Annotated in this window: 27 protein-coding genes and 1 pseudogene; 15 read left to right on the plus strand and 13 right to left on the minus strand. The window is 67.0% G+C overall.

Annotated elements, in window-relative coordinates; genetic code table 11:
- Positions 1-98: 98 nt before the first annotated feature.
- The gene (locus NKF06_RS12210; RefSeq protein WP_253245541.1) at positions 99-1,100 is read left to right on the plus strand and encodes an arsenic resistance protein; all 1,002 of its coding nucleotides are present in this window, start codon (positions 99-101) and stop codon (positions 1,098-1,100) included.
- A 107-nt stretch (positions 1,101-1,207) separates the two neighbouring features.
- On the opposite strand, the gene NKF06_RS12215 is transcribed toward NKF06_RS12210, so the two are convergent.
- Positions 1,208-1,519 (minus strand): chorismate mutase, encoded by a 312-nt coding sequence (locus tag NKF06_RS12215; protein ID WP_004063556.1) that lies wholly within the window; start codon positions 1,517-1,519, stop codon positions 1,208-1,210.
- Positions 1,516-2,385 (minus strand): shikimate kinase, encoded by an 870-nt coding sequence (locus NKF06_RS12220; RefSeq protein WP_058827067.1) that lies wholly within the window; start codon positions 2,383-2,385, stop codon positions 1,516-1,518. Before NKF06_RS12220 ends, NKF06_RS12215 begins: the two co-directional genes overlap by 4 nt.
- 157 nt (positions 2,386-2,542) lie before the next feature.
- Between NKF06_RS12220 and NKF06_RS12225 the strand changes: the two genes are divergently transcribed.
- Together NKF06_RS12225 and NKF06_RS12230 are read left to right on the plus strand one after the other, a co-directional pair.
- Positions 2,543-2,971 carry a DUF5796 family protein gene (locus NKF06_RS12225; protein ID WP_058827066.1) on the plus strand — a complete coding sequence of 143 codons (429 nt, stop codon included), beginning with the start codon at positions 2,543-2,545 and terminating at the stop codon, positions 2,969-2,971.
- Positions 2,971-3,207, plus strand: a complete 237-nt coding sequence (locus NKF06_RS12230) for a hypothetical protein (RefSeq protein WP_253245542.1) — start codon at positions 2,971-2,973, stop codon at positions 3,205-3,207. Before NKF06_RS12225 ends, NKF06_RS12230 begins: the two co-directional genes overlap by 1 nt.
- Before the next feature lie 27 nt (positions 3,208-3,234).
- On the opposite strand, the gene NKF06_RS21030 is transcribed toward NKF06_RS12230, so the two are convergent.
- Positions 3,235-3,369, minus strand: a complete 135-nt coding sequence (locus NKF06_RS21030) for a hypothetical protein (RefSeq protein WP_255516588.1) — start codon at positions 3,367-3,369, stop codon at positions 3,235-3,237.
- A gap of 78 nt (positions 3,370-3,447) precedes the next feature.
- On the opposite strand from NKF06_RS21030, the gene NKF06_RS12235 reads away from it, so the two are divergent.
- Both NKF06_RS12235 and NKF06_RS12240 read left to right on the plus strand, forming a co-directional pair.
- A complete protein-coding gene (locus NKF06_RS12235) occupies positions 3,448-5,670 on the plus strand; it encodes a CDC48 family AAA ATPase (protein ID WP_253245543.1) in 2,223 nt (740 codons plus the stop codon).
- 101 nt (positions 5,671-5,771) lie between these two features.
- Positions 5,772-6,089, plus strand: coding sequence for a hypothetical protein (locus tag NKF06_RS12240; RefSeq protein WP_253245544.1), 318 nt, complete (start codon positions 5,772-5,774; stop codon positions 6,087-6,089).
- 73 nt (positions 6,090-6,162) lie between these two features.
- Here NKF06_RS12240 and NKF06_RS12245 read toward each other — a convergent pair whose 3' ends face one another.
- Together NKF06_RS12245 and NKF06_RS12250 are read right to left on the minus strand one after the other, a co-directional pair.
- Positions 6,163-6,903: a class I SAM-dependent methyltransferase gene (locus NKF06_RS12245; protein WP_253245545.1), complete on the minus strand. Its 741-nt coding sequence runs from the start codon at positions 6,901-6,903 to the stop codon at positions 6,163-6,165.
- 87 nt (positions 6,904-6,990) lie between these two features.
- Positions 6,991-7,611, minus strand: coding sequence for a hypothetical protein (locus NKF06_RS12250; RefSeq protein WP_253245546.1), 621 nt, complete (start codon positions 7,609-7,611; stop codon positions 6,991-6,993).
- Positions 7,612-7,709: 98 nt separating this feature from the next.
- Here NKF06_RS12250 and NKF06_RS12255 point away from each other — a divergent pair, with 98 nt between their 5' ends.
- From NKF06_RS12255 to NKF06_RS12265, 3 genes are all read left to right on the plus strand, one after another.
- Positions 7,710-8,111, plus strand: coding sequence for a winged helix-turn-helix domain-containing protein (locus tag NKF06_RS12255; RefSeq protein WP_004063545.1), 402 nt, complete (start codon positions 7,710-7,712; stop codon positions 8,109-8,111).
- Between the two features lie 91 nt (positions 8,112-8,202).
- Positions 8,203-8,592 (plus strand): hypothetical protein, encoded by a 390-nt coding sequence (locus NKF06_RS12260; RefSeq protein WP_004977200.1) that lies wholly within the window; start codon positions 8,203-8,205, stop codon positions 8,590-8,592.
- 83 nt (positions 8,593-8,675) lie between these two features.
- A complete protein-coding gene (locus NKF06_RS12265; protein ID WP_253245547.1) occupies positions 8,676-9,257 on the plus strand; it encodes a hypothetical protein in 582 nt (193 codons plus the stop codon).
- A 29-nt stretch (positions 9,258-9,286) separates the two neighbouring features.
- Here the strand turns inward: NKF06_RS12265 and NKF06_RS12270 are convergent, their stop codons facing one another.
- A complete protein-coding gene (locus tag NKF06_RS12270; protein ID WP_253245548.1) occupies positions 9,287-12,127 on the minus strand; it encodes a DEAD/DEAH box helicase in 2,841 nt (946 codons plus the stop codon).
- A gap of 90 nt (positions 12,128-12,217) precedes the next feature.
- Between NKF06_RS12270 and NKF06_RS12275 the strand changes: the two genes are divergently transcribed.
- On the plus strand, positions 12,218-12,496 hold the full coding sequence (locus NKF06_RS12275) for a hypothetical protein (RefSeq protein ID WP_058827059.1): 279 nt from the start codon (positions 12,218-12,220) through the stop codon (positions 12,494-12,496).
- Complete coding sequence (locus NKF06_RS12280; protein WP_004968107.1) at positions 12,493-12,783, plus strand: hypothetical protein; 291 nt, start codon at positions 12,493-12,495, stop codon at positions 12,781-12,783. Before NKF06_RS12275 ends, NKF06_RS12280 begins: the two co-directional genes overlap by 4 nt.
- A gap of 52 nt (positions 12,784-12,835) precedes the next feature.
- Here NKF06_RS12280 and NKF06_RS12285 read toward each other — a convergent pair whose 3' ends face one another.
- The 3 genes and pseudogenes from NKF06_RS12285 to NKF06_RS12295 all read right to left on the minus strand — a co-directional run bounded on the left by NKF06_RS12285 (position 12,836) and on the right by NKF06_RS12295 (position 16,800).
- The gene (locus NKF06_RS12285) at positions 12,836-13,618 is read right to left on the minus strand and encodes a metallophosphoesterase (protein WP_253245549.1); all 783 of its coding nucleotides are present in this window, start codon (positions 13,616-13,618) and stop codon (positions 12,836-12,838) included.
- 4 nt (positions 13,619-13,622) lie between these two features.
- Positions 13,623-15,520, minus strand: a pseudogene (locus NKF06_RS12290) (rpa-associated protein).
- Positions 15,517-16,800, minus strand: a complete 1,284-nt coding sequence (locus NKF06_RS12295; RefSeq protein ID WP_253245550.1) for a Single-stranded DNA binding protein — start codon at positions 16,798-16,800, stop codon at positions 15,517-15,519. Before NKF06_RS12295 ends, NKF06_RS12290 begins: the two are co-directional and overlap by 4 nt.
- 100 nt (positions 16,801-16,900) lie before the next feature.
- On the opposite strand from NKF06_RS12295, the gene NKF06_RS12300 reads away from it, so the two are divergent.
- Positions 16,901-17,278, plus strand: a complete 378-nt coding sequence (locus NKF06_RS12300) for a hypothetical protein (protein ID WP_058827055.1) — start codon at positions 16,901-16,903, stop codon at positions 17,276-17,278.
- A 15-nt stretch (positions 17,279-17,293) separates the two neighbouring features.
- Here the strand turns inward: NKF06_RS12300 and NKF06_RS12305 are convergent, their stop codons facing one another.
- Positions 17,294-18,403 carry a glycosyltransferase family 4 protein gene (locus tag NKF06_RS12305; RefSeq protein ID WP_058827054.1) on the minus strand — a complete coding sequence of 370 codons (1,110 nt, stop codon included), beginning with the start codon at positions 18,401-18,403 and terminating at the stop codon, positions 17,294-17,296.
- 120 nt (positions 18,404-18,523) lie between these two features.
- Here NKF06_RS12305 and NKF06_RS12310 point away from each other — a divergent pair, with 120 nt between their 5' ends.
- Positions 18,524-19,183: a 2,5-diamino-6-(ribosylamino)-4(3H)-pyrimidinone 5'-phosphate reductase gene (locus NKF06_RS12310; RefSeq protein WP_253245551.1), complete on the plus strand. Its 660-nt coding sequence runs from the start codon at positions 18,524-18,526 to the stop codon at positions 19,181-19,183.
- Positions 19,184-19,294: 111 nt separating this feature from the next.
- A complete protein-coding gene (gene trxA / locus NKF06_RS12315) occupies positions 19,295-19,630 on the plus strand; it encodes a thioredoxin (protein WP_058827052.1) in 336 nt (111 codons plus the stop codon).
- A gap of 126 nt (positions 19,631-19,756) precedes the next feature.
- On the opposite strand, the gene NKF06_RS12320 is transcribed toward trxA, so the two are convergent.
- Entirely contained in the window at positions 19,757-20,071 is a 315-nt protein-coding gene (locus NKF06_RS12320; protein ID WP_004043595.1) for a NifU family protein, read from the minus strand.
- 125 nt (positions 20,072-20,196) lie between these two features.
- On the opposite strand from NKF06_RS12320, the gene NKF06_RS12325 reads away from it, so the two are divergent.
- Positions 20,197-20,913: a ribosome assembly factor SBDS gene (locus NKF06_RS12325; RefSeq protein ID WP_058827051.1), complete on the plus strand. Its 717-nt coding sequence runs from the start codon at positions 20,197-20,199 to the stop codon at positions 20,911-20,913.
- A gap of 27 nt (positions 20,914-20,940) precedes the next feature.
- Here NKF06_RS12325 and NKF06_RS12330 read toward each other — a convergent pair whose 3' ends face one another.
- The gene (locus NKF06_RS12330) at positions 20,941-21,270 is read right to left on the minus strand and encodes an FUN14 domain-containing protein (RefSeq protein ID WP_058827050.1); all 330 of its coding nucleotides are present in this window, start codon (positions 21,268-21,270) and stop codon (positions 20,941-20,943) included.
- Between the two features lie 240 nt (positions 21,271-21,510).
- On the opposite strand from NKF06_RS12330, the gene hflX reads away from it, so the two are divergent.
- Entirely contained in the window at positions 21,511-22,812 is a 1,302-nt protein-coding gene (gene hflX / locus NKF06_RS12335; protein ID WP_253245552.1) for a GTPase HflX, read from the plus strand.
- A gap of 41 nt (positions 22,813-22,853) precedes the next feature.
- Here hflX and moaC read toward each other — a convergent pair whose 3' ends face one another.
- Positions 22,854-23,381, minus strand: a complete 528-nt coding sequence (moaC, locus tag NKF06_RS12340; protein ID WP_253245553.1) for a cyclic pyranopterin monophosphate synthase MoaC — start codon at positions 23,379-23,381, stop codon at positions 22,854-22,856.
- Between the last annotated feature and the right edge of the window lie 135 nt (positions 23,382-23,516).

Consider the following 23,516-nt stretch of genomic DNA (forward strand, 5'->3'; position numbering starts at 1 on the left):
TGCCGGGTTCACTCCCGCCGTAAACGGCGAAATTCTCTCCTCGAAGAAAGATAGAGGAGCGACGATGGTTTACCAGCGACCGACGAATGAGCCAGTATATGAACTCGAAGCGGTGGCTCCAACGACATCAGGTTGTTGTGTATACTGCCTTCGTTCTCTTGGCCGTTGGAGTCGCAGTCTATCTTCCGAACTCGGCCCCGCTCTCTGAGTCGCTTATCGACCCGGTACTGGCCGCCCTGCTCTACGTCACGTTCCTCGAAATTCCGTTCGTTCGGCTTCGTCGCGCGTTTCGGAACGGCCGGTTTGTCGCGGCGGCACTGGGTATGAACTTCTTCGTCGTCCCCGTCGTTGTTTGGTGTCTCACTCGGTTCCTCCCCCAACGACCGGCTATCCTCGTGGGTGCGTTCATGGTGCTTCTGACGCCGTGTATCGACTACGTAATTACCTTCACCGAACTCGCAGACGGTGATTCCGAGCAGATTACAGCGACGACCCCGGCCCTGATGCTCGTCCAACTGTTGTTGCTCCCGTTGTATCTGTGGCTGTTCATGGGTTCAGCAGTCGCAGCGGTCATCGAACCGGGACCGTTCGTCGAGGCGTTCCTGGTAATCATCGCGCTCCCGTTGATGCTCGCGTGGCTTACCGAAGCGTGGGCGGAACGGTCGTTGAGGGGCGACGCGTGGCAGGAGGCGATGGGTTGGTTACCGGTTCCGATGATGGGTGCGACGTTGTTCGTCGTCATCGCGTCACAACTCCCCCGGGTACAGAGTTCGATCGAACAGATCGCAGTCGTCATCCCGGTGTACGTCGCCTTCCTCGTCGTCATGCCGATACTCGGACGGCTCGCAGCGGGTGTCTTGCAGATGGATGCCGGGGAGAGCAGGGCGCTCGTGTTCACGTCTGTCACCCGTAACTCGCTGGTCGTCCTGCCACTCGCACTTGCGCTTCCGGCAGGTTACCGACTGGCACCTGCGGTCGTCGTGACGCAGACGCTCGTCGAACTGGTCGGGATGGTCACTCTCACGCGAGTCGTCCCAGCGTGGCTCGTCCCGGACTCGCCGAAACGAATCTCACTTGCCGAACTGGTGACCCGTGAGTGAGGTCTATGGAACCGTGTCTGCGTGCAACGACCGAGGAACAACAGAGAACCCCGAAGAAGAAGTAACTAACAACGGTCGATATGCGGTCTTAGAACCCCGAAAATCGACTACCGATTCTGCCGCTGTTCGGCCTTGTTCATCTCGATGAGCAGTCGGAAAATCGCTTTCACGAGGTTGGAGTCCACCTCGAAGTGGGCCGCGTTCTTCCCGGCGCGCTCCATCACGCGCTCTTCTTGGGACTCATCGGTCGTCGGCAGGTCCTTCTCGGCTTTGACCTTCGCCACCGTGTCGGCGACGTAGGTCCGGCGAGCGATGAGTTCGACGATGCCGCGGTCGATATCCTCTATCTCCTCGCGGAGTTCGTCGAGGGACATGTCCTGAAACGATTCGGCGGCGGCGTCTACGGTGTCGTCTGTCATTGGATTCGTGCTCCGTCGGTTCGGGTGGTCGTCAGTCGGGTCTCCCCCTCGCGGGCGTCCCACAGTTCTTTGACGCGTTCGAGGTTAGCGCGGTCGCCGACGGCGACGACGCTCGGGCCGGTCCCGGACAGCGAGACGCCGTCGGCGATGGGCATTGCCTCGACGGCGGGGTCGGTCGGGAAGTCGAGGGCGGCCGAGAAGGCGAGGCCGTTGACGGTCATCGCCTCGGCGTAGCGGCCTTCGAGCGCGAGGTCGGCGACGAGGTCGGCCATCGGGGCGACGTTCTCGCAGCGGCTCACGTCGGCGTCGGCGCTGTAGGCGCGCTCGGGGGGCGTCCACACGAGCACGTCCCAGTCGACCTCGTCGCGGGCGATGAGTTCGTCCTCGGTGTTGTCGGTGACGACGACGCCGCCGACCATGGAGGCCGAGGCGTCGTCGAACGCGCCGGTGGCGGTGACGCCGACCTCGCGGGCGGCGCGAACACCCATCCGGCAGGCGTCGAGCCGGGAGATGTCGGCGTCCGGGCCGGGGCCGACCGAGCGACCGAGCGCGGAGAGCGTCGCCAACACCGTCGCGTTGGCCGCGGCGCTCGAACTCTTGAGGCCGGCGGCCATCGGCAGGTCGCTTTCGGTCTCGACGGTGCCGCCCTCGCCGTCGCCGAACGCCTCGACGGCGAGTTCGACGCAGCGTTCGATGAGCCGCGTGTCGGCGTCGGGGGCCTCCGCGATGCTGCCGCGGACCTCGCCGGAGTCGTCCAGTTCGACCGACGCGGTGGTCTCCGCGTCGATGGCGAACGCGGAGCCGGTCGCCGTCGCGAGGGCGTTCAAGACGGTGCCCGCCCCGAGGGCGGTGGCTCGGCCGTGCATACTTGCCGGAGGTTGGCACATCGTGTTATGTGTGGCGATCCGTGCCGTTTTCGCCCGTAGGTTCGGGGACCGGCACGGCGGCGATGCGTTCGAGACCGTCGCTCGTGAGCCGTCCCGAGACGCGACGTTTTTGCCGTCCCCGCGGCAACGGTGAGCCATGAGCGCCCGCAGCGACATCGCCCCGAGCACACTCGGCGTCGAACTCCACGACTACGGCGTCGAAGTGGAGTACATCGACAACCGAACCACGGTCTACCGGGGCGTTCCCGAAGCGGTCACGGGCACGCTCGGCACCGCCCCCGGCAAGGAGGTCCACGTCCTCGTCACCGACCCGACCGAGACCGAGGGCGTCATGATGTACGTCAACGACCTCAAGAGCCACGACGACGTGCTCGAATCGAGCGGCGTCGGCCGCGTTATCCTCGGCGAGGGCGACGAAGAAGAGCTGTTCCCCGGCGTCCTCGTCCGGCGGGTGCCAGGCCACCGATTCGAAATCGAGGCCGACCCCGAGGTCGCCCGCGGTCGCGTGTTCGTCTTCGTCGAAGACGACTGGGGCGAGGACTCCTACGAGTTCGTCGCCGAGTGATGCTCCGGAAACGCTGGGAACCGCTGGAAAAGCGGACCATTGGAAAGGCCCCGGAAGCCTACGGCTACTACGAACTCGGCGATGCGGACGGCGACCTCGTCGGCCGCGGCGTCGGCGTCCTCCGCGACGAACTGAAGGAGGCGCTCGCCTACGGCGACGCCGAGTGCGTCCGCTGGGAACGCGCGACCTCGCTGGACCACGCCGAGCGACTCGCGGACGAACACGACCCGGCGTAGCCGGCGTCGCCCTCGCCGCGCGCGCCGCTACTGCAAGTACGACGGACTGTCCGTGTCGCAGTTCTCCTCGTGGGCCTCGGCGTCCGACTCCACGTCGAACAGCATCCCGCACTCTTCGCACCGGTACCACGTCGCACCGTCTTTCTCGGTCGTGGCAACCATGCGTACTGTTACCGCGCCGTCCCGGAAAACGGTTACTCCGGGCGAACCCTCAAGGGTCGAGCGACCGAACCGGAGGGTATGTCAGAAGATGGGGTGACGCTCGTCGTCCGCGCCGCGGAGAAACGCGACGCGGGCCGCGGCATCGCCCGCCTCCCCGAGGCCGCCCGCCGGGAACTCGGCGTGCTCAGCGGCGAGACGGTCGTCATCGAAGGCTCCCGAGAGACGGTCGCCAAGATGTGGCCCGCTCGCCCCGGCTCCTCCCCCGGCGAGATGCTCGTCGACGCCGACACGCGGGCCAACGCCGGCGTGAAAATCGGCGACAGTGTCCGCGTCAGGAAGATCGCCGTCGAGGACGCGCGGTCTGTGACGCTCGCCGGCCCCAGCGCCTTCGAGCGGACCAGCGTGGACCGCGAGACCATCGAGGAGGTCGTGAAGGCGGAGCTTCGGAACCGCCCGCTCCGCGAGGGCGACCGCGTCCGCGTCGAGCGACTCGGCGGGGCCGCCCTCGTCGTCAGCGAGACCAAACCGGAGGGCGTCGTCCGCGTCACCGACGCGACGACCGTCTCCGTGACGGCGAACAGTTCGAAGGGCGCGAGCGAAACCGTCCGCGACGCCGTCAAGAGCATGACTGGCGGCGACAGCGACGGCGCGAGCCACGGCCGGGCGACCGGCGTCACCTACGAGGACATCGGCGGCCTCGACGACGAACTCGACCTGGTCCGCGAGATGATAGAGCTCCCGCTGTCCGAACCCGAGGTGTTCGCGCACCTCGGCATCGAACCGCCGAAGGGCGTGCTCCTCCACGGCCCGCCGGGCACGGGGAAAACCCTCATCGCGAAGGCCGTCGCCAACGAGGTCGACGCGAGTTTCACGACCATCTCCGGACCGGAGGTGCTGTCGAAGTACAAAGGCGAGTCCGAGGAGAAACTGCGCGAGGTGTTCCAGTCGGCCCGCGAGAACGCGCCGGCCATCATCTTCTTCGACGAAATCGACTCCATCGCGTCGAAGCGCGACGACGGCGGCGACCTCGAAAATCGCGTCGTCGGCCAACTGCTGTCGCTCATGGACGGACTCGACGCCCGCGGCGACGTGGTCGTCATCGGCGCGACGAACCGCGTCGACAGCCTCGACCCGGCGCTCCGCCGCGGCGGGCGCTTCGACCGCGAAATCGAAATCGGCGTCCCGAACGAGGCGGGCCGCCGCGAGATTCTCGACGTACACACCCGGCGGATGCCACTCGCCGAGGGTGTGGACATCGACCGGCTTGCCTCCCGAACCCACGGCTTCGTCGGTGCCGACCTCGAATCGCTGGCCAAGGAGGCCGCGATGACCGCGCTCCGACGCGTCCGCCGCGAGGGCGGGAGTGGAAGTGGAAGTGGAAGCGGAAGCGAGGGCGGAGACGGGAGCGTCGCCGTCGCGGACATGACCGTCACGCGCGCCGACTTCGAGTCGGCGATGGCGACGGTCGAGCCCTCGGCGATGCGCGAGTACGTCGCCGAACAGCCGACCGAGGGCTTCGAGGGCGTCGGCGGCCTCGACGACGTGAAGCGGACGCTCGAACGCGCGGTGACGTGGCCGCTGACCTACGCGCCGCTGTTCGAGGCGGCATCGACCGACCCGCCGACCGGCGTGCTCTTACACGGCCCGCCGGGGACCGGCAAGACGATGCTCGCTCGCGCCATCGCGGCCGAAAGCGGCGTCAACTTCATCCACGTCGCCGGCCCCGAACTGCTGGACCGCTACGTCGGCGAGTCCGAGAAGTCCGTCCGCGAGGTGTTCGACCGCGCCCGACAGGCCGCGCCGAGCATCGTCTTCTTCGACGAGATAGACGCCATCGCCACCGACCGCGACAGCGCCGGGTCCGACTCGGGCGTCACCGAACGCGTCGTCTCCCAACTCCTGACGGAGATGGACAACGCCGCCGACAACCCGAATCTCGTCGTCCTCGCGGCGACGAACCGCCGAGACGCGCTTGACCCCGCGCTCCTCCGGCCCGGTCGGCTGGAGACCCACGTCGAAGTCCCCGCCCCCGATATCGAGGCACGCCGCGCCATCCTCGACGTGCACGTCCGAAACAAGCCGCTCGGCACCGACGTGGACCTCGGCGACGTGGCCGCCCACATGGACGGCTACACCGGGGCCGACGTGGCAGCGGTCTGCCGCGAGGCCGCGCTCCGGGCGATTCAGGACGTGGCCGACGCCTACGATGGCACCGAGGCGAACGAGCACGCCGACGAGGTGCGCATCACTCGCGCGCACTTCGATGCGGCGCTGGAATCGGTCACGCCGGCGCTGGTCTGAGCAGGGTCGACCGCCGGGGAAGACCCGTTCTCGCTTACCTGCGAGATTATCTCGTCTCACCGCGTACTGTGTTCCATGTTCACTCGCAACAGAGGTGTGTCGTGAACGCGGCGTGGCGGCGAAAGGTCCGGCGAGAGTGGGGCGCGCTCACCGGCGGCCCGCTCTCCGCGACGTGGTGGGTCACGAAGGCCGGCCTCCGGGTCGCGTTCGCCGAGGCGATATTCATGTTTCTCGTGTTGTTGAACAACGACGCGGCCGCCCTCTCGGCCGTCGCCGATGGCGAGGCCTCGGTGTTCTCGCTGGTCGCGGTCGTCCTCGGGTCGCCCGAGTACCTCGCCATCGCGGGCATCGTCTTCGCCGTCGCGCTCTTGCTTCCGTTCCTCCCGCGGCGCAACGAGGCGACCAACCGCTGGGAGTAGGCCGTAGCGCGTGTGAGGAAACGGTCGGCGACGGCGGGCCTCGCTCCCGAAGCGCCGCCGCGACCGCGCCGACTCACGCCAGTCGCGCTCGGTAGTAACTCGACTCGGCGTTCGGGACGGTCACCTCACGTACGTCGAGGTCCGCCTCGGCGGCGACCGCCCGGAGTCGAGCGGGCGAGACGAGAACGAAGTCGAGCGTCGGCCCGCGGAGGTCGCCGTACTCGACACGGAACGACCGCCGAGCGATGCCCTCTCGCGGGTCCGACCGGTAGCCGAAGAACCGCTCGGGGTCGATGCGCGTCGGGTCGTAGGAGTCGACGACGACCTCGCCGGTCGCCGAAACGAGGTCGGCGAACGACGCAAGCAGGTCGGCGAGTCGGGCCGGCGACCCCGCAAGTCCGACCTGCGTCCCGTTGGCGAGCACCGTCTCGAACCCGCCGGTTTTCGACCCTGCTCGACTCGCTTCGACCGGCGGGTCGAACATGTCGCCGACGACTGCTGTCTCGACGCCGCGCTCGCGGGCCGCACGAACTGCGTTCGGACTCACGTCGAAGGCGACGGCCTCGCCGCGCTCCTGCACGGCGAGGGCGTGTTGGCCCGCGCCGCACCCCACGTCGAGGAGCGGTGTTCGGAGGGAATCGACGAACGCGCGCTTCGCGGCGGGCCACCGCTCGGACGGGACGAGATAGTTCTCGTAGACGTGCGCGTCGCCCGCGGCGGCTCCGGCGTCGTCGCCGGCGCGGTAGACACAGGGTGCGCGCAGACAGCCGCGAACCCGGTCCAACATCGCCAGTCCGAGAGCGTCGTCGGGCATGACGACTCGTTCGTCGCCCTCGTGTAAATTATATTTAATGAGCTAGTTGGTAGCAAGTAACAGATGTGGGGCGGGGTGAAAGAGGCGTCAGTCCAGTCGGTCCAAGTCGCCGTGTAGCTCGCGATTCATCACGTCCGCGACGAACAGTCGGATGCGCTTGTGGAGTTCCGCTTCGGTGTCGTAGGTCTCGACGCGGAGGTCCCAGCGGGCGCGCGCCGCGCGAATCATCTCGCTCGTGACCGTCGCTTCGTGGACGAAGACGATTCTGTCGCCGTGCGTCTCGGAGAGTCGTTCGAGTATCGACCCCGCCTCCTCGCCGACGCCGAAGTTGTGACCGAGAAACGGTAGTACGAACACGGTGGCGTTGCTCGCTGCGGCGAACGCGAGCGACTGCGTCGCGGCGTCCACCTCGTCGGTGCTGAGGTCCACGTCGACGGCGAGAAAGGCGTTCACGCCCGGGTCGGCGCGGAGGCTTCCCTGTACGCGGCGGAGGAGTGCGAGCGCGTCGTCCACCTCGTCCCGCGCGGCGAACAACTTTCGAATCGGCCCCGGGAGGTCCTCGATGTCGATGGCGGCGAGCTCCTCCTTCGAGAGGACGTAGTTGAGGTTGAACGACTTGTACGGACCCATCACGTAGACGAGAAACCGGTCGTAGGTGGTCCGTCCGAGCGCCGCTCGTATCTCGTCGCGCGAGATGGCGTCCGTCATGGACACACGTACCGCACCGAAGCATATAAAAACAGGATTTTTCAGCGAAGTTCGACTCAAGAACTGTTAAACCGATACGCTCCATCTAGCGAACCGAGATGGCGACGAACGACCCGGTCGATTCGGACGGGCTGCCCGAGGACCCCGCCGAGTTGCTGCCGCCGACGAGCGTCCTCACGCTAGACGAGTACCTCGACATGCAGGCCGCACTCGGCGACCGGACGCGGTTTACCCTGCTGTACCGACTGGTCCACTTCGGCGAGCGGAGCCCGAAAGCGCTGGCCGAGGCGCTCGACGTGCAGGCGAACACGCTCCACTACCACCTCAACAAACTCGTCGACGCCGGCTTGGTCGAGAAGCGAAAACGGGCGCAGGCCGACGACGAGGGGCTGTTTTCGTACTACCGCGCCACGTCACTCGGCTCCGACATCCTCGAACACGGCGTCGAGGAGCTCATCCGGCGCGAGCGCGACTATCGGGACGCCTACGCGTCGGAGTAGCGGCGTCACGGACGACCGCCGCGTCTCAGCTCGCACCCGCCTACTGCCGAAGCCGCCGCCTATTTGGCGCTCGCTCGCACAGGCTGAAGCGATGTCCAATCTCCTCCCCGAGGAAGCAAAAGAAAAGCTCGTCACCGTCTGCCGCACGGCCGTCGGCGACAGCCTCCGGTCGCTCACGTACTTCAGCCGCTTCGACTACGTGCAGGTGTACCTCCGCGAGGACCTCGAACAGGAGGCCGACCTGAACTCCTTTATCGGCAACGAGTGGCACGACTTCAAGATGACCCAGGACGCCTACCGCGGGTCCGAGCTCGGCGACTACGAGTACACGATTCGCGTGTTCGAAAACGGCTACCTCGTCCGCATCACCGTCGAGGACTTCGGCGTCTTCGTCACGACCGACGGCATCTCGATGCAGGACTTCGAGGCGCTGGCGGCCGCGACGACAGAGATTCTCGACGAGTGGGCCATCGAGGAGTAGAATAAACGCAGACCCAGATACAACAGTTACAATTTTGGAAATTGCTGTCAAATATTATGATTCCCTGAGTAATATGTAACGATATGTCTGATGAACCAGACTGGGCTGAAATCTTAGAAACGATCTACAGGAGAAACATAATTTGGTCTTATGACACCGATATTGAAGACGATCATCCAGTCGTCTCAGCAGTCGGAATGGATGCTAACTCGGTACAAGAGAATCTGGCACTACTCTCTCAAACTGGGCTTGTAGGACGAATTCACGTTGGCAGACAAGCAGACATATCTCGTCCAGAGATGGGCGGGTTAGTGGGAATCTCAGAAAATGCAAGGAGGAAAGGGACGCATATCGGGCTAACCCCCCGAGGATTTCATGTTGCTCATGAGCGAGAGGTAATGAATCAAGAAAAGAAGGAAGAAAACCGGCGCATTCAGAGCCAAAACAAGATAAATAGTGCAATAGGGATACTCACGCTTGGGTTACTATTCATCAATTTTGCAGATACTTGGGTTTCTGCAGCACTTACATCGAGAACAGACAATTGGCCACTAACAATATGGGTAGCATTGGGATCTGGTGCTATTATTATAGTAGTTATAACAATTCTGTTAAATAGAAACAATCTACTTGACTCTCAGTCCCTAATTGAGAGTTTCGACTGACACCAAACGTGGGATTCGTGAGAAATCCGTCAGTCCCAGAACGACTGGGTCCGGGCGTACTCGCGCTCCCGTTCGAGGATGTCGCGGTAGAAGTCGTCTTCGTCCTCGCGGAGTTTGTTGATGATGCGCGCGGCGTTGTGCGGGCCGACGCCGCGGGCCGCGAGCGCGACGACCGCCCGCGTGCCGTGGGCCTGCACCAGACTCGCCGAGCGGTAGGCTCGCTTCGTCAGTCGCTCCTGTTCGTCGTCTTTCTCCGGCGCGCGGACCGCTTTCACCGTCTCGTCGTCCCACGGGTTGAGCGCGGCGACGCGGGTCGCGCCGCACTCGGGGCACGTCACGGGCTCGCGGACGCGCTTGACCTTCGTCTTGCGAGTCCAGTCCTTGCAGTGGAGACACGCCAACAGCACGCGGTCGTTCTGAATCCGGTCGCGGACCGTCTCGATGACGCTCGCGTCGGCGTTCTCGGGGACCAGCAGGTCGGTCCCCGACCCGCGGCCGCCGGTGCCGATGGCGGTCGGTTCGCGGGCGACGGCGAGTTCCACGTCGCCGTCGCGGACGCGGCGGAGCAGTTCGACCGTCTCCTCGACGGCGAGGTCGGTGTGGAACACCTCGCGGACGGCCTCGTCGTAGACGGGCGTGTCTTCTAACGCGGCGAGGAGGCGGTCGCCGCCGAAGCGACCCTTCCCCTGATAGCGCTTGAGCGCGCCGAACTTCGCGGCCACCTGCGCGAGCGTGAACTTCAGCGAGTCCGACCGCTTGAGCGCGAGTTCGAGCAGCGCCTCGACGTGGTCGGGGTCGGTCTCGCGGAGCACCTCGGCGAACGTCGTCGGGCGGACCTTCCCCGGCACGTCGAACTCGACCCGGTAGGGGTCGACCTCCATGCCGACCGAGGAGCCGGTCCGCTGGCCGATGAGTGCCGACAGGAGCCGACCGAGCGTCTCGTTCACCCGGTGACCGTACGACGAGTTCAGCGTCACCTTCCGGGGCGAGCCTTCGAGGACGAGCCGGTTCGCCGTCGGGATCGGCGCGTCGGCCTCGACCTGTCTTTCGATGGGGCCGAGCGCCGACCTGACCGTTGCCTCGTCGGTCGGATAGCGCATGGCGATGTCGCGGGCGACGGCCTCGCGGTCGGCCCCGGACTCGAACTGCGGCGCGGCCACGTCGCGGAGTTCGCCCACCTCGCCGGCGACCGGCGCGGGCACCGGAATCTCCGAGCCGACCCACGACGGCACCTCGCCGCCGGGGTCTTCGATGGGCGAGACGTTCACCCGCGCCTCCTCGTCGTCCACGTCGTTGACGCGCCACATCTCGCCGCGCTGGATGAACGTCGCGCCCGGCGCGGCGAAGTTGAGGACGAACTTCTCGTCGAGCGTCCCGATCTGTCGGCGCGAGGAGATGTCGTGAACGTCGTAGGTCTCCTCGTCGGGAATCATCGAGAGGTTGGCGTAGAAGTACTGCCACGTGCCGCCGGACTTCTCGAGGAGGTCCTTGTCCTCGTCGAGCCAGAGGAGGTGGTTCCCCGACAGTTCGCGGATGACCGCGCGGAAGTCGGCTTCGGCGAGGTCGCGGAAGGGGTACGCCCGCGTGATAATCTCGTAGGCGCGGCGGGCCGACACGTCGCCGTAGTCCATGACGACGCCGACGATTTGGTTGGCGACGGTGTCGAGACTCCCGTGGTGGACGCGGGCGGGTTCGACCTCGCCGGAGACGGCCCGCCGGGCGATGGCGAGCGCTTCGAGCGTGTCGTCGGGGTGGTCGGTGACGACGGTCCCGCGGGAGACGACGCCCAAGCGGTGGCCCGCGCGACCGACCCGCTGGAGGAGCCGCGACACCTCGCGGGGACTGTTGTACTGGACGACGTGGTCCACCCGGCCCACGTCGATGCCGAGTTCCATCGACGACGTGCAGATGAGCGCGTCCAACTCGCCGGCCTTGAAGCGGTCTTCCACGTCGATTCGCACGTCCTTCGACAGCGAACCGTGGTGGACCTCGATGGGGTCGCCGAGCGCCTTGAACCGCGAGCCGAGCGCCTCCGCGGTCTGTCTGGTGTTGACGAAGACGAGCACGGACTCGTGGTCGCGGACGATGTCTCGAATCGTCCGGACGTGGCTCGCTATCTCGGGGTCGGTGGCGAGTTTTCCGGCCAGCGCCTCGTCCTCGTTCGTCACCTCGGGACGGACCACCTCGAACTCGACGCGGTTGTCCACGTCTACTTCGATGACCTCGAACGGGCGGTCGCCGGTCAGGAACTTCCCGACCTCGTCGGGCGACCCGACCGTCGCCGAGAGACCGATTCGCTGGAACGGCCCGGCCAACTCGCGGAGGCGCTCTAACCCGATTGTCAGCTGCGCGCCGCGCTTGGCCGACGCGAGTTCGTGGACCTCGTCGACGACGACGTGGTGTACGTCCGACAGCGCCGTCCTGAGCTTCTTCCCCGTGAGCATCGCCTGCAGCGTCTCGGGCGTCGTCACCAGCACGTCCGGCGGGTCGTTCGCCTGCTTCTGGCGCTGGTACTGCGTGGTGTCACCGTGGCGAACGTCGATGTCAATGTCGAGCTGTTCGCCCCACCAGTCGAGCCGCTGCCGCATGTCGCGGTTCAGCGCCCGAAGCGGGGTGATGTAGAGCGCCGAGATACCGAATCGGTCCTCGGCGTCGGCGATGGCCGAAAAGACCGGCAACATCGCCGTCTCCGTCTTCCCGGTTCCCGTGGGCGCGATGATGAGACCGTTTTTCCCGTCCGCCAGCGGGGGAATCGCCCGGCGCTGCGGCTCTGTGGGTGTCGTGAATCCGCGCTCCGAGAGCGCGTTCCGAACGGGCGACGAGAGCGTCGCGAAGGCGTCCATTCCGGCGGCGGCCTCGCCGTCTGGCATCGCTCGAGGTTACGCTTCGAGGCGATTAAGCGCACCGCTCGGGGCGGTCCCCACCGGGAGATTCATGTCGCCCGTAAATCAATTTCGGGCGTGTCCCCGAAACGTGTCTACTGGTCCGCGTTCCTCGTCTTCGGTCTTTGCGCCGCCGTCGATATCGCGCTCGACGTTTCGGCGGGAGACGCCGGTATCGGCACCGCGGCGGCGGCCGCGGGCGTGGTCGCAGTCGGCTACGCGTCGGTCGTCGCCCTCCGCGACCCCGACCGCGCCCGAGTCCCGACGGACTGGAGCCCGCTCGTCTATCTCGTCGTCCTCGGCGCGGCGCTCTACACGTTCGGCGTCGCGCTTCAACTGTACTCGGTGGTGACATGACGCCCGAGCGGTCCTTTTGGCTGTCGCAGGCGGGCTTCACCGCCGGGAACCTCTTCATCGTCCTCGGCAATCAGTGGGGCGACCTCGCGGCGTGGCAACTGGTCTTCGCCGCGGTGCTGGTGCTTTCGACCCTCTGGTTCGTCGGCTACGCCGTGCAGGAACGAGAAAAGGGCGTGCCGGAGTTCTTCCGCGAGTGGACCGGCTGGCAACGACTCGCCCGCGTGGCCGCCGTCGCCGTGTTCGTTCTCGGCACGCTCACGTTCGGTTTCGGCTCGGGGCTGTTCTGACGACCGAGGGTATCCCGGCGTCTGCGGCGACCGCGACCACCGCCCCTGCTACTCAGACGTTCCGGTAGTCGCCCAACCGCGTGCCGTCGAGCAGGTAGGCCTCCCCGTCCGCGAGGCCGTCGGGCAGGAACGGCGAGAGGAAACCCTGTCCGGGGACGTTGACCCACGTCCCACCCGAGGTGTCGTTGAACGCCGGGAACACCACGAGTTCGGTATCGGTCGGCGTCACCTCGGCGGGGTCGACCTCGTAGTGTTCCGCGAACACCTCGGGAGCGAGGGTGCCCCGGAGCCAGACGCGCTCTTTCCGCGCGCCGCCGACCTCGTCTTCCAGCCTGACCGCCGGGTGTTCGTGGGCCGAACAGACCACGTCGGCGGCGAGCACCTCCCGCGAGGGCCAGGTGTGTCCGTGGCAGAATCCAACGTCGCCGAGGCGGACGCCCGCGGGGTCAGTCACCTCCACGTCGTCGCCGAAAAAGTCCGCGAGGCCGCCGTCGTGGTTGCCGGGGACGACCGTCAGCTCGGCGCGGTCGGCCACCCCGGCCGCGAGGTCGCGCAGTTCGTCGGCCTCGTCTCCCTTCGGGTCGCCGATGCGGTGGCCGAGGTCGCCGAGGACGACCAGTCGGTCGGCGTCGGTCCGGTCGAGAAGCGACAGCAGGCGCTCGCGGCGGACCGCGGCCTTCGACGGGAGTTCCACCCCGCGTTCGTACCGCAGGCCGGCCTCGATGCCGGCGTGGTAGTCGGCGATGACGAGCGAACGCTCGGGAAATCCGCGCCTGCTCGTCCGCGCGACCGCGGCGGGATGGCCGGGAATCGGTTCGACGAGCGGTCCGGACACGGCCTCAGATGGCCTTCAGCACGCCGTCCTGGGGCTCGTAGCACCGACCGCCGAGGAGCGCCTCCTGGATGGCGTCTTCGACCGCGCCGGGGTCCGCGCCGTACTCGTCGACAACGGCCGCGACGACCTCGTCGCGGGTCGCGCCGTCGCCCCCGTCGAGGTCGTCCATGCGTCCACGACGACCGATTCGAGGTCGATGTCCTCGGCGGACGCGTCGGCGTCGGCCTCGTCTTCGTCCGCGTCGTCCGACGCCGCGTCGGCTGTCGGTTCGGGTTCGGGGTCAGGCTCGGATTCGACCGCTGGTTCGGATTCCACGGCGGCGTCGGCCACAGGCTCCGATTCCGGCTCTGCCGCCGGTTCGGCACCGGCGGGTCCATCTTCGAGTTGTTCGGTGAGGTCGTCCGCGTCGGGCACGTCGATGTCCGCCTCGCCGGCGGGGTCGACGTCCGCGCCGGAGGTGAACTCCGTACCGAACTCGGACTCGATTTCGGCCCGCTCGTCCTCGTCGAGCTCGTACATCCCGTCGGGGTCGACCTCCTCGTCGGCGTCGGTGGACGCGGAGTCGGTCGAGTCGGTCGCCGACTCATCGGTCGCGGCAGACACGTCCGCCTCGGGTTCGGGGTCGTCGAAGCCGTCGTCGAAGTCGCCGAGCGTGCCGTCGTCGGAGCCGCCGAAGGAGTCGGTGTCGGCCGTATCCGCGTCGGTGGCGTCGTCTTCGAAGTCACCGAGCGTGCCGTCGTCGGTCCCGGCGTCGAAGTCGGGCTCCGAATCGGCGTCGAGCGAGTCGGCCGCCGGTTCGGGTTCAGACGTGAGGTCGGGTTCCGCGGCGGGTTCAGATTCTGCGGCGGGTTCCGGCTCCGATTCGGCGTCGACCGTCGCGGACGGCTCAGACGCCGGTTCCGGCTCGGACGCCTCCGGTTGGCTCTCGGTCGCGGCCGTCGCCTCGGCGGTGACTGGTTCGGGTCCGGATGCGGACTCCGGCTCAGATACAGGTTCCGCGTCGGGTTCCGACTCGATCCCGTCGGCGAGTTCCGGCTCCGTATCGGGCGTTGCGGCCGGTTCGGAGTCGGATTCGGTCTCGAACTCGCCCGCGTCGGGCTCCGATTCGCCGAGCGCCTCTCCGTCGTCAGCATCCGCTTCTCCGACCTCGATATCGACGCTGTCGGCCGGTTCGAGGTCGAGTTCCGGGAGCGGACCGAGGACCGCGTCGCCGCCGTCACCGGGTGCGACTTCGAGGGGGTCCACCTGGTCGCGGTCGCCCGCGACGAGTTCGAGCGCCTGCACGGCGACTTCGCGCAGGGCTTCGAGGTAGGTTCGGGTCGTCCCGTAGTGGTCGATGGCGCGGGGGACGCCCGCCGCGAGCGTCGAGTCCACGCCGCGGGCTTCGAGCGCGCGGGTCAGGTCGTCGCCGCGGTAGGGCATCGACAGCGCCTCGTCGAACACCGCGATGCGGCGGAGCGTCGCCTCGGCGGCCGAGACGATCCACCGGTCGCGAACGTCGGCGTCGACGGTGTTGACGCTCTCGGGACGGACCGAGGAGTAAACCACGTCGGCGTCGTCCGGTTCGTACGTTCGGGCCTTGCCCGCGAGCGAGACGAACGCCGGGGGCGTCGCCGCGTCGAGGTAGGCCATCGGTTCAGGCTGGTACTGCCCGGCGTAGGTGACGAACGCGCCCGTCGGGTCCGCGATGCGCCCGCGGAGCACCTCGTCGTTGACGTGTTCGACCTCGGTGAGCACGCCCGCGACGAACGTCCGGTTGAGCCGCGCCCCGGTGGGCGTGACCACGTAGTTGGGCGCGCGTTCCTCGTCGCTCTCGGAGTACGAAAGCGACGCGTCGTCGAACTCGGCGGCGAAGACGCGGTAGGCGATCTCCCGCGTGCCGACGACCGGCGAGGCGCTCATGCGCGCACCTCCGTGAGGAGGGCGGCCGCGCGTTCGGCCGGGTCGTCGTCGGTCTCCTCGAACTCGTCGGCTTCGAGGTTCGCGCCGTACTCGTCAACGGAGAGGTTCCCGCGGACGCGGTACTCGCGGCCGACGAGTTTGTCGGCGATGTCGTCGGCGACGACCTCCTTGTCCATCGCCTCGCGGGCGGCTTCCATCGCGTCGGCCATCGTCCCGCCGTAGACCTCCTCGGTGAGGTCGCGGTCGAGGATGGCGGTCACCGTGCCGGTGCCGTCGTCGAGAATCGCCTTCACGCGCATGTCGTCCTCGCCGTCGACCTCGCCGTGCTGTCGGCACTGGCCGTTCTGGACGACGCGGCTACAGTCGGGACAGCGTTCGATGAGTCCGGAGCCGTCGCGCACTTCGAGGACGTTGCCGAGCACTTCCACGTCGAACATCCCGCCGGCGTCGACGGCCTCGCCGATTTTCAGGCGAGGCGCGGAGTCGGTCACGGCGACGGGGTCGTCGAGGACCTCGAGCGTCGTGAACTCCGAGAGGTTCACCTGCGGCACGCCGCGGAACTCCCGGACATACACGTCCGAGAGACGCAGGCTCGCGCCCTCTTTCACGTCGGGGCGGGGTGCCCAGTCGGTGAAGGGGAGCCGCCCGGACTCGTCGGCGACGACGCCCGAGAGGATTGTCGTCTCACCGTTGCGGCCGTCGATAGTGCGCGAATCGACTTCGAGGACGCGGACCTCGACGGTTCGGCCGCGGTCACCGGCCTGGAGGTCGATGAGGTCGGCCTCGCCGCCGATGCGGTCGTCGTAGGGCGTCTCGACCGTCTCGGACTCCACGCCGACCGTCGAGGACGCGCCGATGTTCAGTTCGGGCTTGCCGTCCCACTCGCGGACGCCGGCGTTGCCGATGACGACGGAGTCGCCCGGCTCGAAGCCGAAGTCCTGCCACGCGGTGTAGGAGATGACGCCAGACTCGTCGGCGAGTTTTCCCTCGCGGATGGTCTGTTCGTCGCCCTGATAGACGATAGAGCGGGTGCCCACGGTGAGCACGCGGACCGTCACGGAGACGTTGCCGCCGTCGGGGTCGATGTCGGCGATTCGCTTCGTCGAGGGCGCGCCGTCGCTCCCGCCGGAGCTACCACCGCCGTGTTTGCGGCGGACGCTCTGTTTCGCCTCGTCGATCGGGACGCTGTACTGCAGCAGGTTCTGCAGGTCGGATTTGACCTCCTCTTTGTCGACACCGAGGGCGGAGGCAAGCTCCTCGGCATGCTGGTCGAGTTCCATCGAGTCGGGATTCGCCCCCGTCGGATAAAAAGTGTTGCCGGGCTAGGGGGCGGCGGCCGACGGGCGAATCACTAAGTGCTCGCGTGCCAGTTGGACTCGTATGTCGAACGACGAGACCCCGGACGCCGACGCCGCCGACGAGGAGGTCTCCTTCTCCGTGACTATCGAGGACGGCTGGACGACCATCGTGATGGAAGGCGACAAGGACACCGCAGTCGTCGTCCGCTCGGCGTCCGGCGAGCGAATCTACCTCCCGCCGGAAGGCTTCGACGCCGAGGCGGCCACCGACAGCGCGTATCAGTCGTCGGACAGCCCCTACCAGTCGGCGTACGACTCGCCGTACCAGTCGGTCCAGACCGACGACTCGCCGTATCAGTCCGCCCGCGGCACGATGCCGCGAGAGGGGATGGTGCCGACCCGTGGCGGCTACCGGATTCGCCACCCCGAGCCGGTGACCGACGTGCGCCTTCTCCGCTGAACGGGGGTCGCCCGCTCAGTTCGCGTCCGCCTCGTCGGCGTCCGCGTCGGCCGCTTCGACCTCGTTTTCCGCACCGGCCGAGACGCCGGCGTCCCCGTCGAGAATGCTGTGGTAGTAGTCCACGGTCTCGTCGACGACGCGGTCCCACGTGTACGGTTCGTACTCCGGTTCACCCTCCAGCGAGAGGCCGTACTCGATGCCGTCGGCGATGGAGCGCGAGTCGGGTTCGACCTCGATGACGCAGTCGTCGGGGAGAACCTCCGCCGCGCCGCTCTCGGTGGCGACGACGCGCGTGCCGGTCGAGAGCGCCTCGACGATGGTGATGCCGAACGGCTCGGACAGCGACGGCGAGACGAACAGGTCCGCCGAGGCGTAGTAGTCGCCGAGCGCCTCCTCGGGGACGTAGCCGGCCCACTTGATGCGGTCTTCGACGCCGAGCAGTTCGGCGAAGCGCTTGAGCTGGGCGGTGAGGTGGCCCGACCCGCCCATGACGAGCGTCACGTCGTCGCGGGCGAGTTTCTCCATCGCGTAGACGAGATGCGAGATGCCCTTCTGGTCGGTGTGCCGGCCGACGAAAAACAGCATCTTCCCGTCGATTCCGAGTTCCTCCTTGAGGTCGCGGCCCGTGGTCTCGCACTCGGAAAAGCCGTTGTAGATGACGTGGCAGTCGCCGCCGTACTCCCGTTTGACCTTGTCGGCGAGGAGTTCGCTCACCGCGAGCAGGTGGTCACAGCGCTCGGCGATTCGGCGCTCGGTCTCGACTTCCCGCTGCGGCGGGTCGATGTTGCGGTCCGACGAAAGCGAGTGGAACGTGGTCACCCACTCCACGTCCTCGTTGTTCGATTTCGCGCGCGACCCCGGCCCGTAGCCGAACCAGTCGTGCGTGTGGACGATGTCGGCGTCGGCGGCGCGCTCGGCGAACGTCGACCCCAACCGCCCGATTCGGGTGATGATGTCACCTTCGCCGGTCGGAACTCCGACGATTCCCTCGCGGTCCGGCGCGTACTCGGCGGGAAGCACGAGTTCGATGTCCACGTCCTCCCGCTTTTCGAGTCGCTCGAACATCTCGCCGACGTGCGTGTCGAGCCCGCCGCTGACGTTCGGCGGAAACCCCCACCCCAGCATCAGGACCTTGGCAGTCATAGATGACACAATGTACCACAGAGGCCTATTTAATTCCTGTCCGGCAATACTGCGACGGCACCCCACCGAAAGGGGTTTTCGCCGCGGCGACGACCCGCGAGTATGCACGTCCACGTCAACGCCGCCGCGAGCCTCGACGGCAAGCTCTCGTCTCGCCGCCGCGAGCAGGTGAAGATAAGCGGCGACGACGACTTCGCCCGCGTGGACGAGGTTCGCGCGGCCGCCGACGCCGTCGCCGTCGGCGTCGGGACCGTCCTCGCCGACGACCCGCACCTCACGCTCGACGACCCGGGCCTCGTCGCCACTCGCGAGGACCGGGGCGACCCGCCGCATCCAGCGCGCGTCGTCGCCGACTCGCGCGCTCGAACCCCGACCGACGCCCGGATTCTGGACGACGTGGCGACAACCTACGTGCTCGTCTCCGAGGCCGCGCCGGCCAACCGCCGCGACGCGCTCGAATCGGCCGGCGCGGAACTCGTCGTCGCGGGCGCGGAACGAGTGTCACTCCCCGACGCCTTCGACGCGCTCGAATCGCGCGGCGTCGACCGGCTCATGGTCGAGGGCGGCGGCGAACTCATCTTCTCGCTGTTCGAGGCCGGCCTCGTCGACGAACTCACGCTCTACGTCGGTTCGATGGTCATCGGCGGCCGCGACGCGCCGACACTCGCCGACGGCGAGGGCTTCGTCGCCGACTTCCCGACGGTGTCGCTCCGCGACGTGGAACGCGTCGACGACGGGGTGCTTCTGATCTACGACTGCTGAGCCTCGTCGCCCGAAACCGGCCGCTTTCGCCGCGAACACGGAGTTTCGCGGTCGTGCACCGTCACGCAAACAGGCGCAATGGGTAAGAGTGTCGCGCCGATACGTGGGAGTATGAGCACTCCGAAGACAACCGATGCTCCCGTCCACGTCGAGAGTTCGGACCACCTCGACGAACTCATCGCCGACAACGCCATCGTCCTCGTGGACTACCACGCCGAGTGGTGCGGCCCGTGTAAGATGCTCGAACCCACCGTCGAGGAGATCGCCGAGGAGACCGACGCCGTGGTCGCCAAGGTCGATATCGACGAACTCCAGGAGCTAGCCCGCGAGAAAGGGATTCGCAGCGTCCCGACCCTGCAGTTCTACGCCGGCGGCGAGCAGGTCAAGGAGGTCATCGGCGTCCAGAGCAAAGAGGACCTCGTCGACATCATCGACGCCGCCGCGTAAGCCGACGTCCGCTCCGCTCGGCCCGGTTCTTCGTTTTTCTATCATGACGAGCGACGGCGCGGCGCGCGCTCGGGGTGGCGTCGCTCGCGGGGACGGTTCGGTCGAAAATCGATGTCAGAAGACTGCTCAGAAGGGCGCGTCGGACACGTCGGGTTCGAACCCCGCGCCCGGTTCGTCGTCGTAGAAGCCGCCGGTCGAGGCGTGGACGGCGTCTATCTCCTCGAACTCGGCGACCATGCGCGCCTTCAACGCCTGAATCGTCATCGGCGAGATACCGCATCCGGAACACGCGCCGGTGAGGGAAATCCACACCTCACCGGTCTCCTCGTCGATGGCCTCGATACCCGCGTCGCCGCCGTGCATCTCGATTTGGGGGAAGTTCCGCCGCATGAACAGGTCGAGCCGTTCTTCGAGGGACTTCTCCGACGTCTGCGAACTCATACCGAGACGTGGGGTGCGGGCGAGCATAACGATTGCTCCGAACGAGGTCGCGGCGAATTTCGCGAGACGCTGTCGGGGGAGTCGGTCGGCGAGGGCTTTTTACCACGGAGAGAGTATCGGAACCTATGATTTCACTCGACGAGGCAGTCACGGCCCGCCTGGAATCTCACGGCGCGCGGTTCGAGGTGCTCATCGACCCCGACGCGGCGCTCTCGATAAAGCGCGGTGAGTTCGACGGCGACCTCGAAGAGGTCATCGCCGCCGAAGACGTGTTCGAGGACGCCTCCCGCGGCGACCGCCCCGCCGAGAACGACCTCGAGAAGGTGTTCGGAACGACCGACCCGCTCCAGATAATCCCCGAGGTCGTCAAGAAAGGGGAGATTCAGATCACGGCCGAACAGCGCCGCGAGATGCAAGAACAGAAGCGCAAGTCGCTCATTAACCGCATCGCTCGCAACGCGGTCAACCCGCAGATGAACGACACGCCGCACCCGCCGGAGCGAATCGAGCGCGCGCTCGAAGAGGCCGGCTTCAAAATCGACCCGATGGAGCCGGTCGAGTCGCAGGTCGACGACGCGCTCGACGCGCTTCGACCCGTGTTGCCCATCAAGTTCGCCGAAGTCACCGTCGCCGTCCAACTCCCGGCCGAGTACGCCGGCAGCGGGCAGGCCCAGATTCGGAGCTACGGCGACCTCGAACGCGAGGAGTGGCAGAACGACGGCTCGTGGGTCGGCGTCATCACGTTCCCCGCGGGGATGCAAAACGACTTCTACGACAAGGTGAACAACATCACGAGCGGCACGGCCGAGACGCGCATCGTCAAGGACGAAGACGACCTCTGAGGCGCGTCGGCGAGTCTCGAACGCGAACTACCCCTTCTTGAAGCCGACGAGGAAGCCGCCCGAGAAGCCGGCGGAGATAGAAAGTGTCGAGAGAATCGTCGAAATCCAGTCCGGCGGCGCGCCGGTCGCGGCGTCCTGCGTGGCGCTCACGATTCCGCCGGTGAGGCGCTCCCAGTCGACGGTGATGATGCCCCGCGATTCGAGGAACTTGAACACGGCGAGTTCGAGGCCGACGATGACGGCGATGAGCTTCGCGATTTTCTTGGCCGCGAAGCCGATGATGCCGCCGATGACGGCCCCGCTCCCGAACTCGATGCCGAGCTGCTGCGGGTCGATGCTCAGTTGCAAGGGGTCCATACGGCGAACATCCCGCCCGTCAGTATAAGTGATTTGTGGGGAGACTGTCGCCGTCACCGAACTGTCAGGTCGCCTCCGGGCAACCTACAAGAGTCCCGGCGTCCAAACGCGGCCATGGAACGGGAGGTGACGGGACGCCATCTCGACGCGTGATCCCGGCCGAGCGGGGCTTAAGTGCCTCCGGCGGCTAGTACCGACTGACACAGTGCAGGCTACGTACCCCACAATCGAGGTGCGGCGATGAGTCGCGTCGTCGTCGCAAAGCGCGTCGACCGCGGCGACGCCGACCTCACGGAGATTTCCGACCTCGCCCGCGCCGCGGGCTACGAGGTGGTCGGGCAACTCACCCAGACCCGCGAGGAGGACGCCGCGTTCCACTTCGGCGAAGGGAAAGTCGGCGAGTTAGCGTCGCTCGTCGCGCGCGAGGACGCCGCCGCCGTCGTCTTCGACAACCGACTGGGCCCCTACCAGACGTACAACATCGCCCAGAAGCTCCCGGACGACGTGGAGGTCATCGACCGTTTCACGCTCATCCTCGAAATCTTCGGCCAGCGGGCGAACACCCGCAAGGCGCAGTTACAGGTCGAGCTCGCCGAGCTCCGCTACGAACTGCCCCGCGCCGAGGCGAAGGCGTCGCTGGCGAAGCGCGACGAGCGCCCCGGCTTCATGGGCCTCGGCGAGTACGACGAGAGCCGCGAACAGGACATCAAGGCCCAGATTTCGCGCATCAAGAACGAACTGGACGCCATCGCGGACAAAGAGGAGACCCGGCGCGAACAGCGCCGCGAGTCCGGCTTCGACCTCGTGGCCCTCGCGGGCTACACGAACGCCGGGAAGTCGACGCTGATGCAGCGGCTCGCCGCCGACCTCGAAGTCGGCCAGAACGACGACCTCCACCCGGACCTCGACCCGACCGCCGAGTCCCAAGACAAGCTGTTTACGACCCTCGGGACGACCACGCGCCGCGCCGAGACGGGCAAGCGAGACGTGCTTCTCACCGACACTGTCGGATTCGTCTCTGACCTCCCCCACTGGCTCGTCGAGTCGTTCAAGTCCACGCTCGATTCGGTCTACCGGGCCGACCTCGTGTTGCTCGTCGTGGACGCCTCCGAGCCCATCGAGGAGATGCGGGAGAAACTCGTCACCAGCCACGACACGCTCTACGAGCGCAACGAAGCGCCCATCGTGACCGTGTTCAACAAGGTGGACAAGGTCGCGGCCGAGGAACTCGAAGAAAAGCGCGCGGCGCTGTCGGCGCTCGCGCCCAGCCCCGTCGCCGTCTCGGGACTGACCGGCGAGAACGTCGAGGAGTTGGCCGCCCGCGTCGAGGACGAACTGCCCGCGTGGAAGCACGAGCGCCTCCTGTTGCCGATGGCAGACGACACGATGAGCCTCGTCTCGTGGCTCTACGACCACGCCCACGTCGAGACCGAGGAGTACGAGGGCGAACAGGTCCACGTCGAGTTCGAGGCGCGCCCCGCCATCGTGGAGAAGGCCCGGGCGAAGGCCGCCGACCTCTCCGCGCCGGCCGACTCGGCCTGAGTCGCATGCCCCACGCTGGGGTCACCGAGGCGGGACTCGGCTCAGTCGAGCGTCTCTTTTTCCTTCGTGACGACTTCGACGTCCGAGATGCGCGTCCCCGGATACTGGCCGTCGTCGTCTTTCTCCGCGGCTTTCACCATGTCCCAGACGACGTTGAGGCCGGTCGTCACGCCCTCTAACGCCTCCATCTCGCAGCCCGTCTTCCCGGTCGTGCCGACCGTCACGGAGAGCGTGACCGACTCGTCGGCCACCTCGAACTCGGTGTCAACGTTCGTGATGGGGATCTGGTGGCACATCGGAATCGTCTCCCACGTGTGCTTGACGGCCTGAATCGCACCGATTCGAGCCGTCGCCAACACGTCACCCTTCCCGATTTCGTCGTCGCGGATAGCCCGAACGGTGTCGGCGCTGAGATGGATGGTCCCGCGGGCGACCGCCCGGCGGCGCGTGTCGGGCTTCGCGCCCACGTCGACCATCTGGACGTTGCCGTCCTCGTCGACATGGGTCAGGTCGCGGTCGTCGCCGTCGGCCGACTCGTTCGACTCCGACCCGGCGTGCTCGTCGCTCATGCTTCGTCACCTCGCAGAGCCGTGGGCAGTCGTTCGAGCAGGTCGGTCGCGACGAGGCCGCTGCCGAACGCCTCGGCGGCGAGATCGCCCGCGCGGCCGTTCGCGTAGGCCGCGACGGCGGCCGCGTGGAGCGGG

This window comes from Haloferax sp. AB510 (assembly GCF_024136985.1).
GTDB lineage: Archaea > Halobacteriota > Halobacteria > Halobacteriales > Haloferacaceae > Haloferax.

What these genes read in the sequence shown, in the direction of transcription:
- NKF06_RS12245 (WP_253245545.1), bottom strand. Translation starts at nt 6,903, where the DNA reads ATGCCCGACGACGCTCTCGGACTGGCGATGTTGGACCGGGTTCGCGGC.
- NKF06_RS12270 (WP_253245548.1), bottom strand. Translation starts at nt 12,127, where the DNA reads ATGCCAGACGGCGAGGCCGCCGCCGGAATGGACGCCTTCGCGACGCTC.
- trxA (WP_058827052.1), top strand. Translation starts at nt 19,295, where the DNA reads ATGAGCACTCCGAAGACAACCGATGCTCCCGTCCACGTCGAGAGTTCG.
- NKF06_RS12325 (WP_058827051.1), top strand. Translation starts at nt 20,197, where the DNA reads ATGATTTCACTCGACGAGGCAGTCACGGCCCGCCTGGAATCTCACGGC.
- NKF06_RS12300 (WP_058827055.1), top strand. Translation starts at nt 16,901, where the DNA reads ATGTCGAACGACGAGACCCCGGACGCCGACGCCGCCGACGAGGAGGTC.
- NKF06_RS12235 (WP_253245543.1), top strand. Translation starts at nt 3,448, where the DNA reads ATGTCAGAAGATGGGGTGACGCTCGTCGTCCGCGCCGCGGAGAAACGC.
- NKF06_RS12250 (WP_253245546.1), bottom strand. Translation starts at nt 7,611, where the DNA reads ATGACGGACGCCATCTCGCGCGACGAGATACGAGCGGCGCTCGGACGG.
- NKF06_RS12215 (WP_004063556.1), bottom strand. Translation starts at nt 1,519, where the DNA reads ATGACAGACGACACCGTAGACGCCGCCGCCGAATCGTTTCAGGACATG.
- NKF06_RS12295 (WP_253245550.1), bottom strand. Translation starts at nt 16,800, where the DNA reads ATGGAACTCGACCAGCATGCCGAGGAGCTTGCCTCCGCCCTCGGTGTC.
- NKF06_RS12330 (WP_058827050.1), bottom strand. Translation starts at nt 21,270, where the DNA reads ATGGACCCCTTGCAACTGAGCATCGACCCGCAGCAGCTCGGCATCGAG.
- NKF06_RS12280 (WP_004968107.1), top strand. Translation starts at nt 12,493, where the DNA reads ATGACGCCCGAGCGGTCCTTTTGGCTGTCGCAGGCGGGCTTCACCGCC.
- NKF06_RS12225 (WP_058827066.1), top strand. Translation starts at nt 2,543, where the DNA reads ATGAGCGCCCGCAGCGACATCGCCCCGAGCACACTCGGCGTCGAACTC.
- NKF06_RS12260 (WP_004977200.1), top strand. Translation starts at nt 8,203, where the DNA reads ATGTCCAATCTCCTCCCCGAGGAAGCAAAAGAAAAGCTCGTCACCGTC.
- NKF06_RS12220 (WP_058827067.1), bottom strand. Translation starts at nt 2,385, where the DNA reads ATGCACGGCCGAGCCACCGCCCTCGGGGCGGGCACCGTCTTGAACGCC.
- moaC (WP_253245553.1), bottom strand. Translation starts at nt 23,381, where the DNA reads ATGAGCGACGAGCACGCCGGGTCGGAGTCGAACGAGTCGGCCGACGGC.
- NKF06_RS12320 (WP_004043595.1), bottom strand. Translation starts at nt 20,071, where the DNA reads ATGAGTTCGCAGACGTCGGAGAAGTCCCTCGAAGAACGGCTCGACCTG.
- hflX (WP_253245552.1), top strand. Translation starts at nt 21,511, where the DNA reads ATGAGTCGCGTCGTCGTCGCAAAGCGCGTCGACCGCGGCGACGCCGAC.
- NKF06_RS12305 (WP_058827054.1), bottom strand. Translation starts at nt 18,403, where the DNA reads ATGCTGGGGTGGGGGTTTCCGCCGAACGTCAGCGGCGGGCTCGACACG.
- NKF06_RS21030 (WP_255516588.1), bottom strand. Translation starts at nt 3,369, where the DNA reads ATGGTTGCCACGACCGAGAAAGACGGTGCGACGTGGTACCGGTGCGAA.
- NKF06_RS12210 (WP_253245541.1), top strand. Translation starts at nt 99, where the DNA reads ATGAACTCGAAGCGGTGGCTCCAACGACATCAGGTTGTTGTGTATACT.
- NKF06_RS12255 (WP_004063545.1), top strand. Translation starts at nt 7,710, where the DNA reads ATGGCGACGAACGACCCGGTCGATTCGGACGGGCTGCCCGAGGACCCC.
- NKF06_RS12230 (WP_253245542.1), top strand. Translation starts at nt 2,971, where the DNA reads ATGCTCCGGAAACGCTGGGAACCGCTGGAAAAGCGGACCATTGGAAAG.
- NKF06_RS12265 (WP_253245547.1), top strand. Translation starts at nt 8,676, where the DNA reads ATGTCTGATGAACCAGACTGGGCTGAAATCTTAGAAACGATCTACAGG.
- NKF06_RS12310 (WP_253245551.1), top strand. Translation starts at nt 18,524, where the DNA reads ATGCACGTCCACGTCAACGCCGCCGCGAGCCTCGACGGCAAGCTCTCG.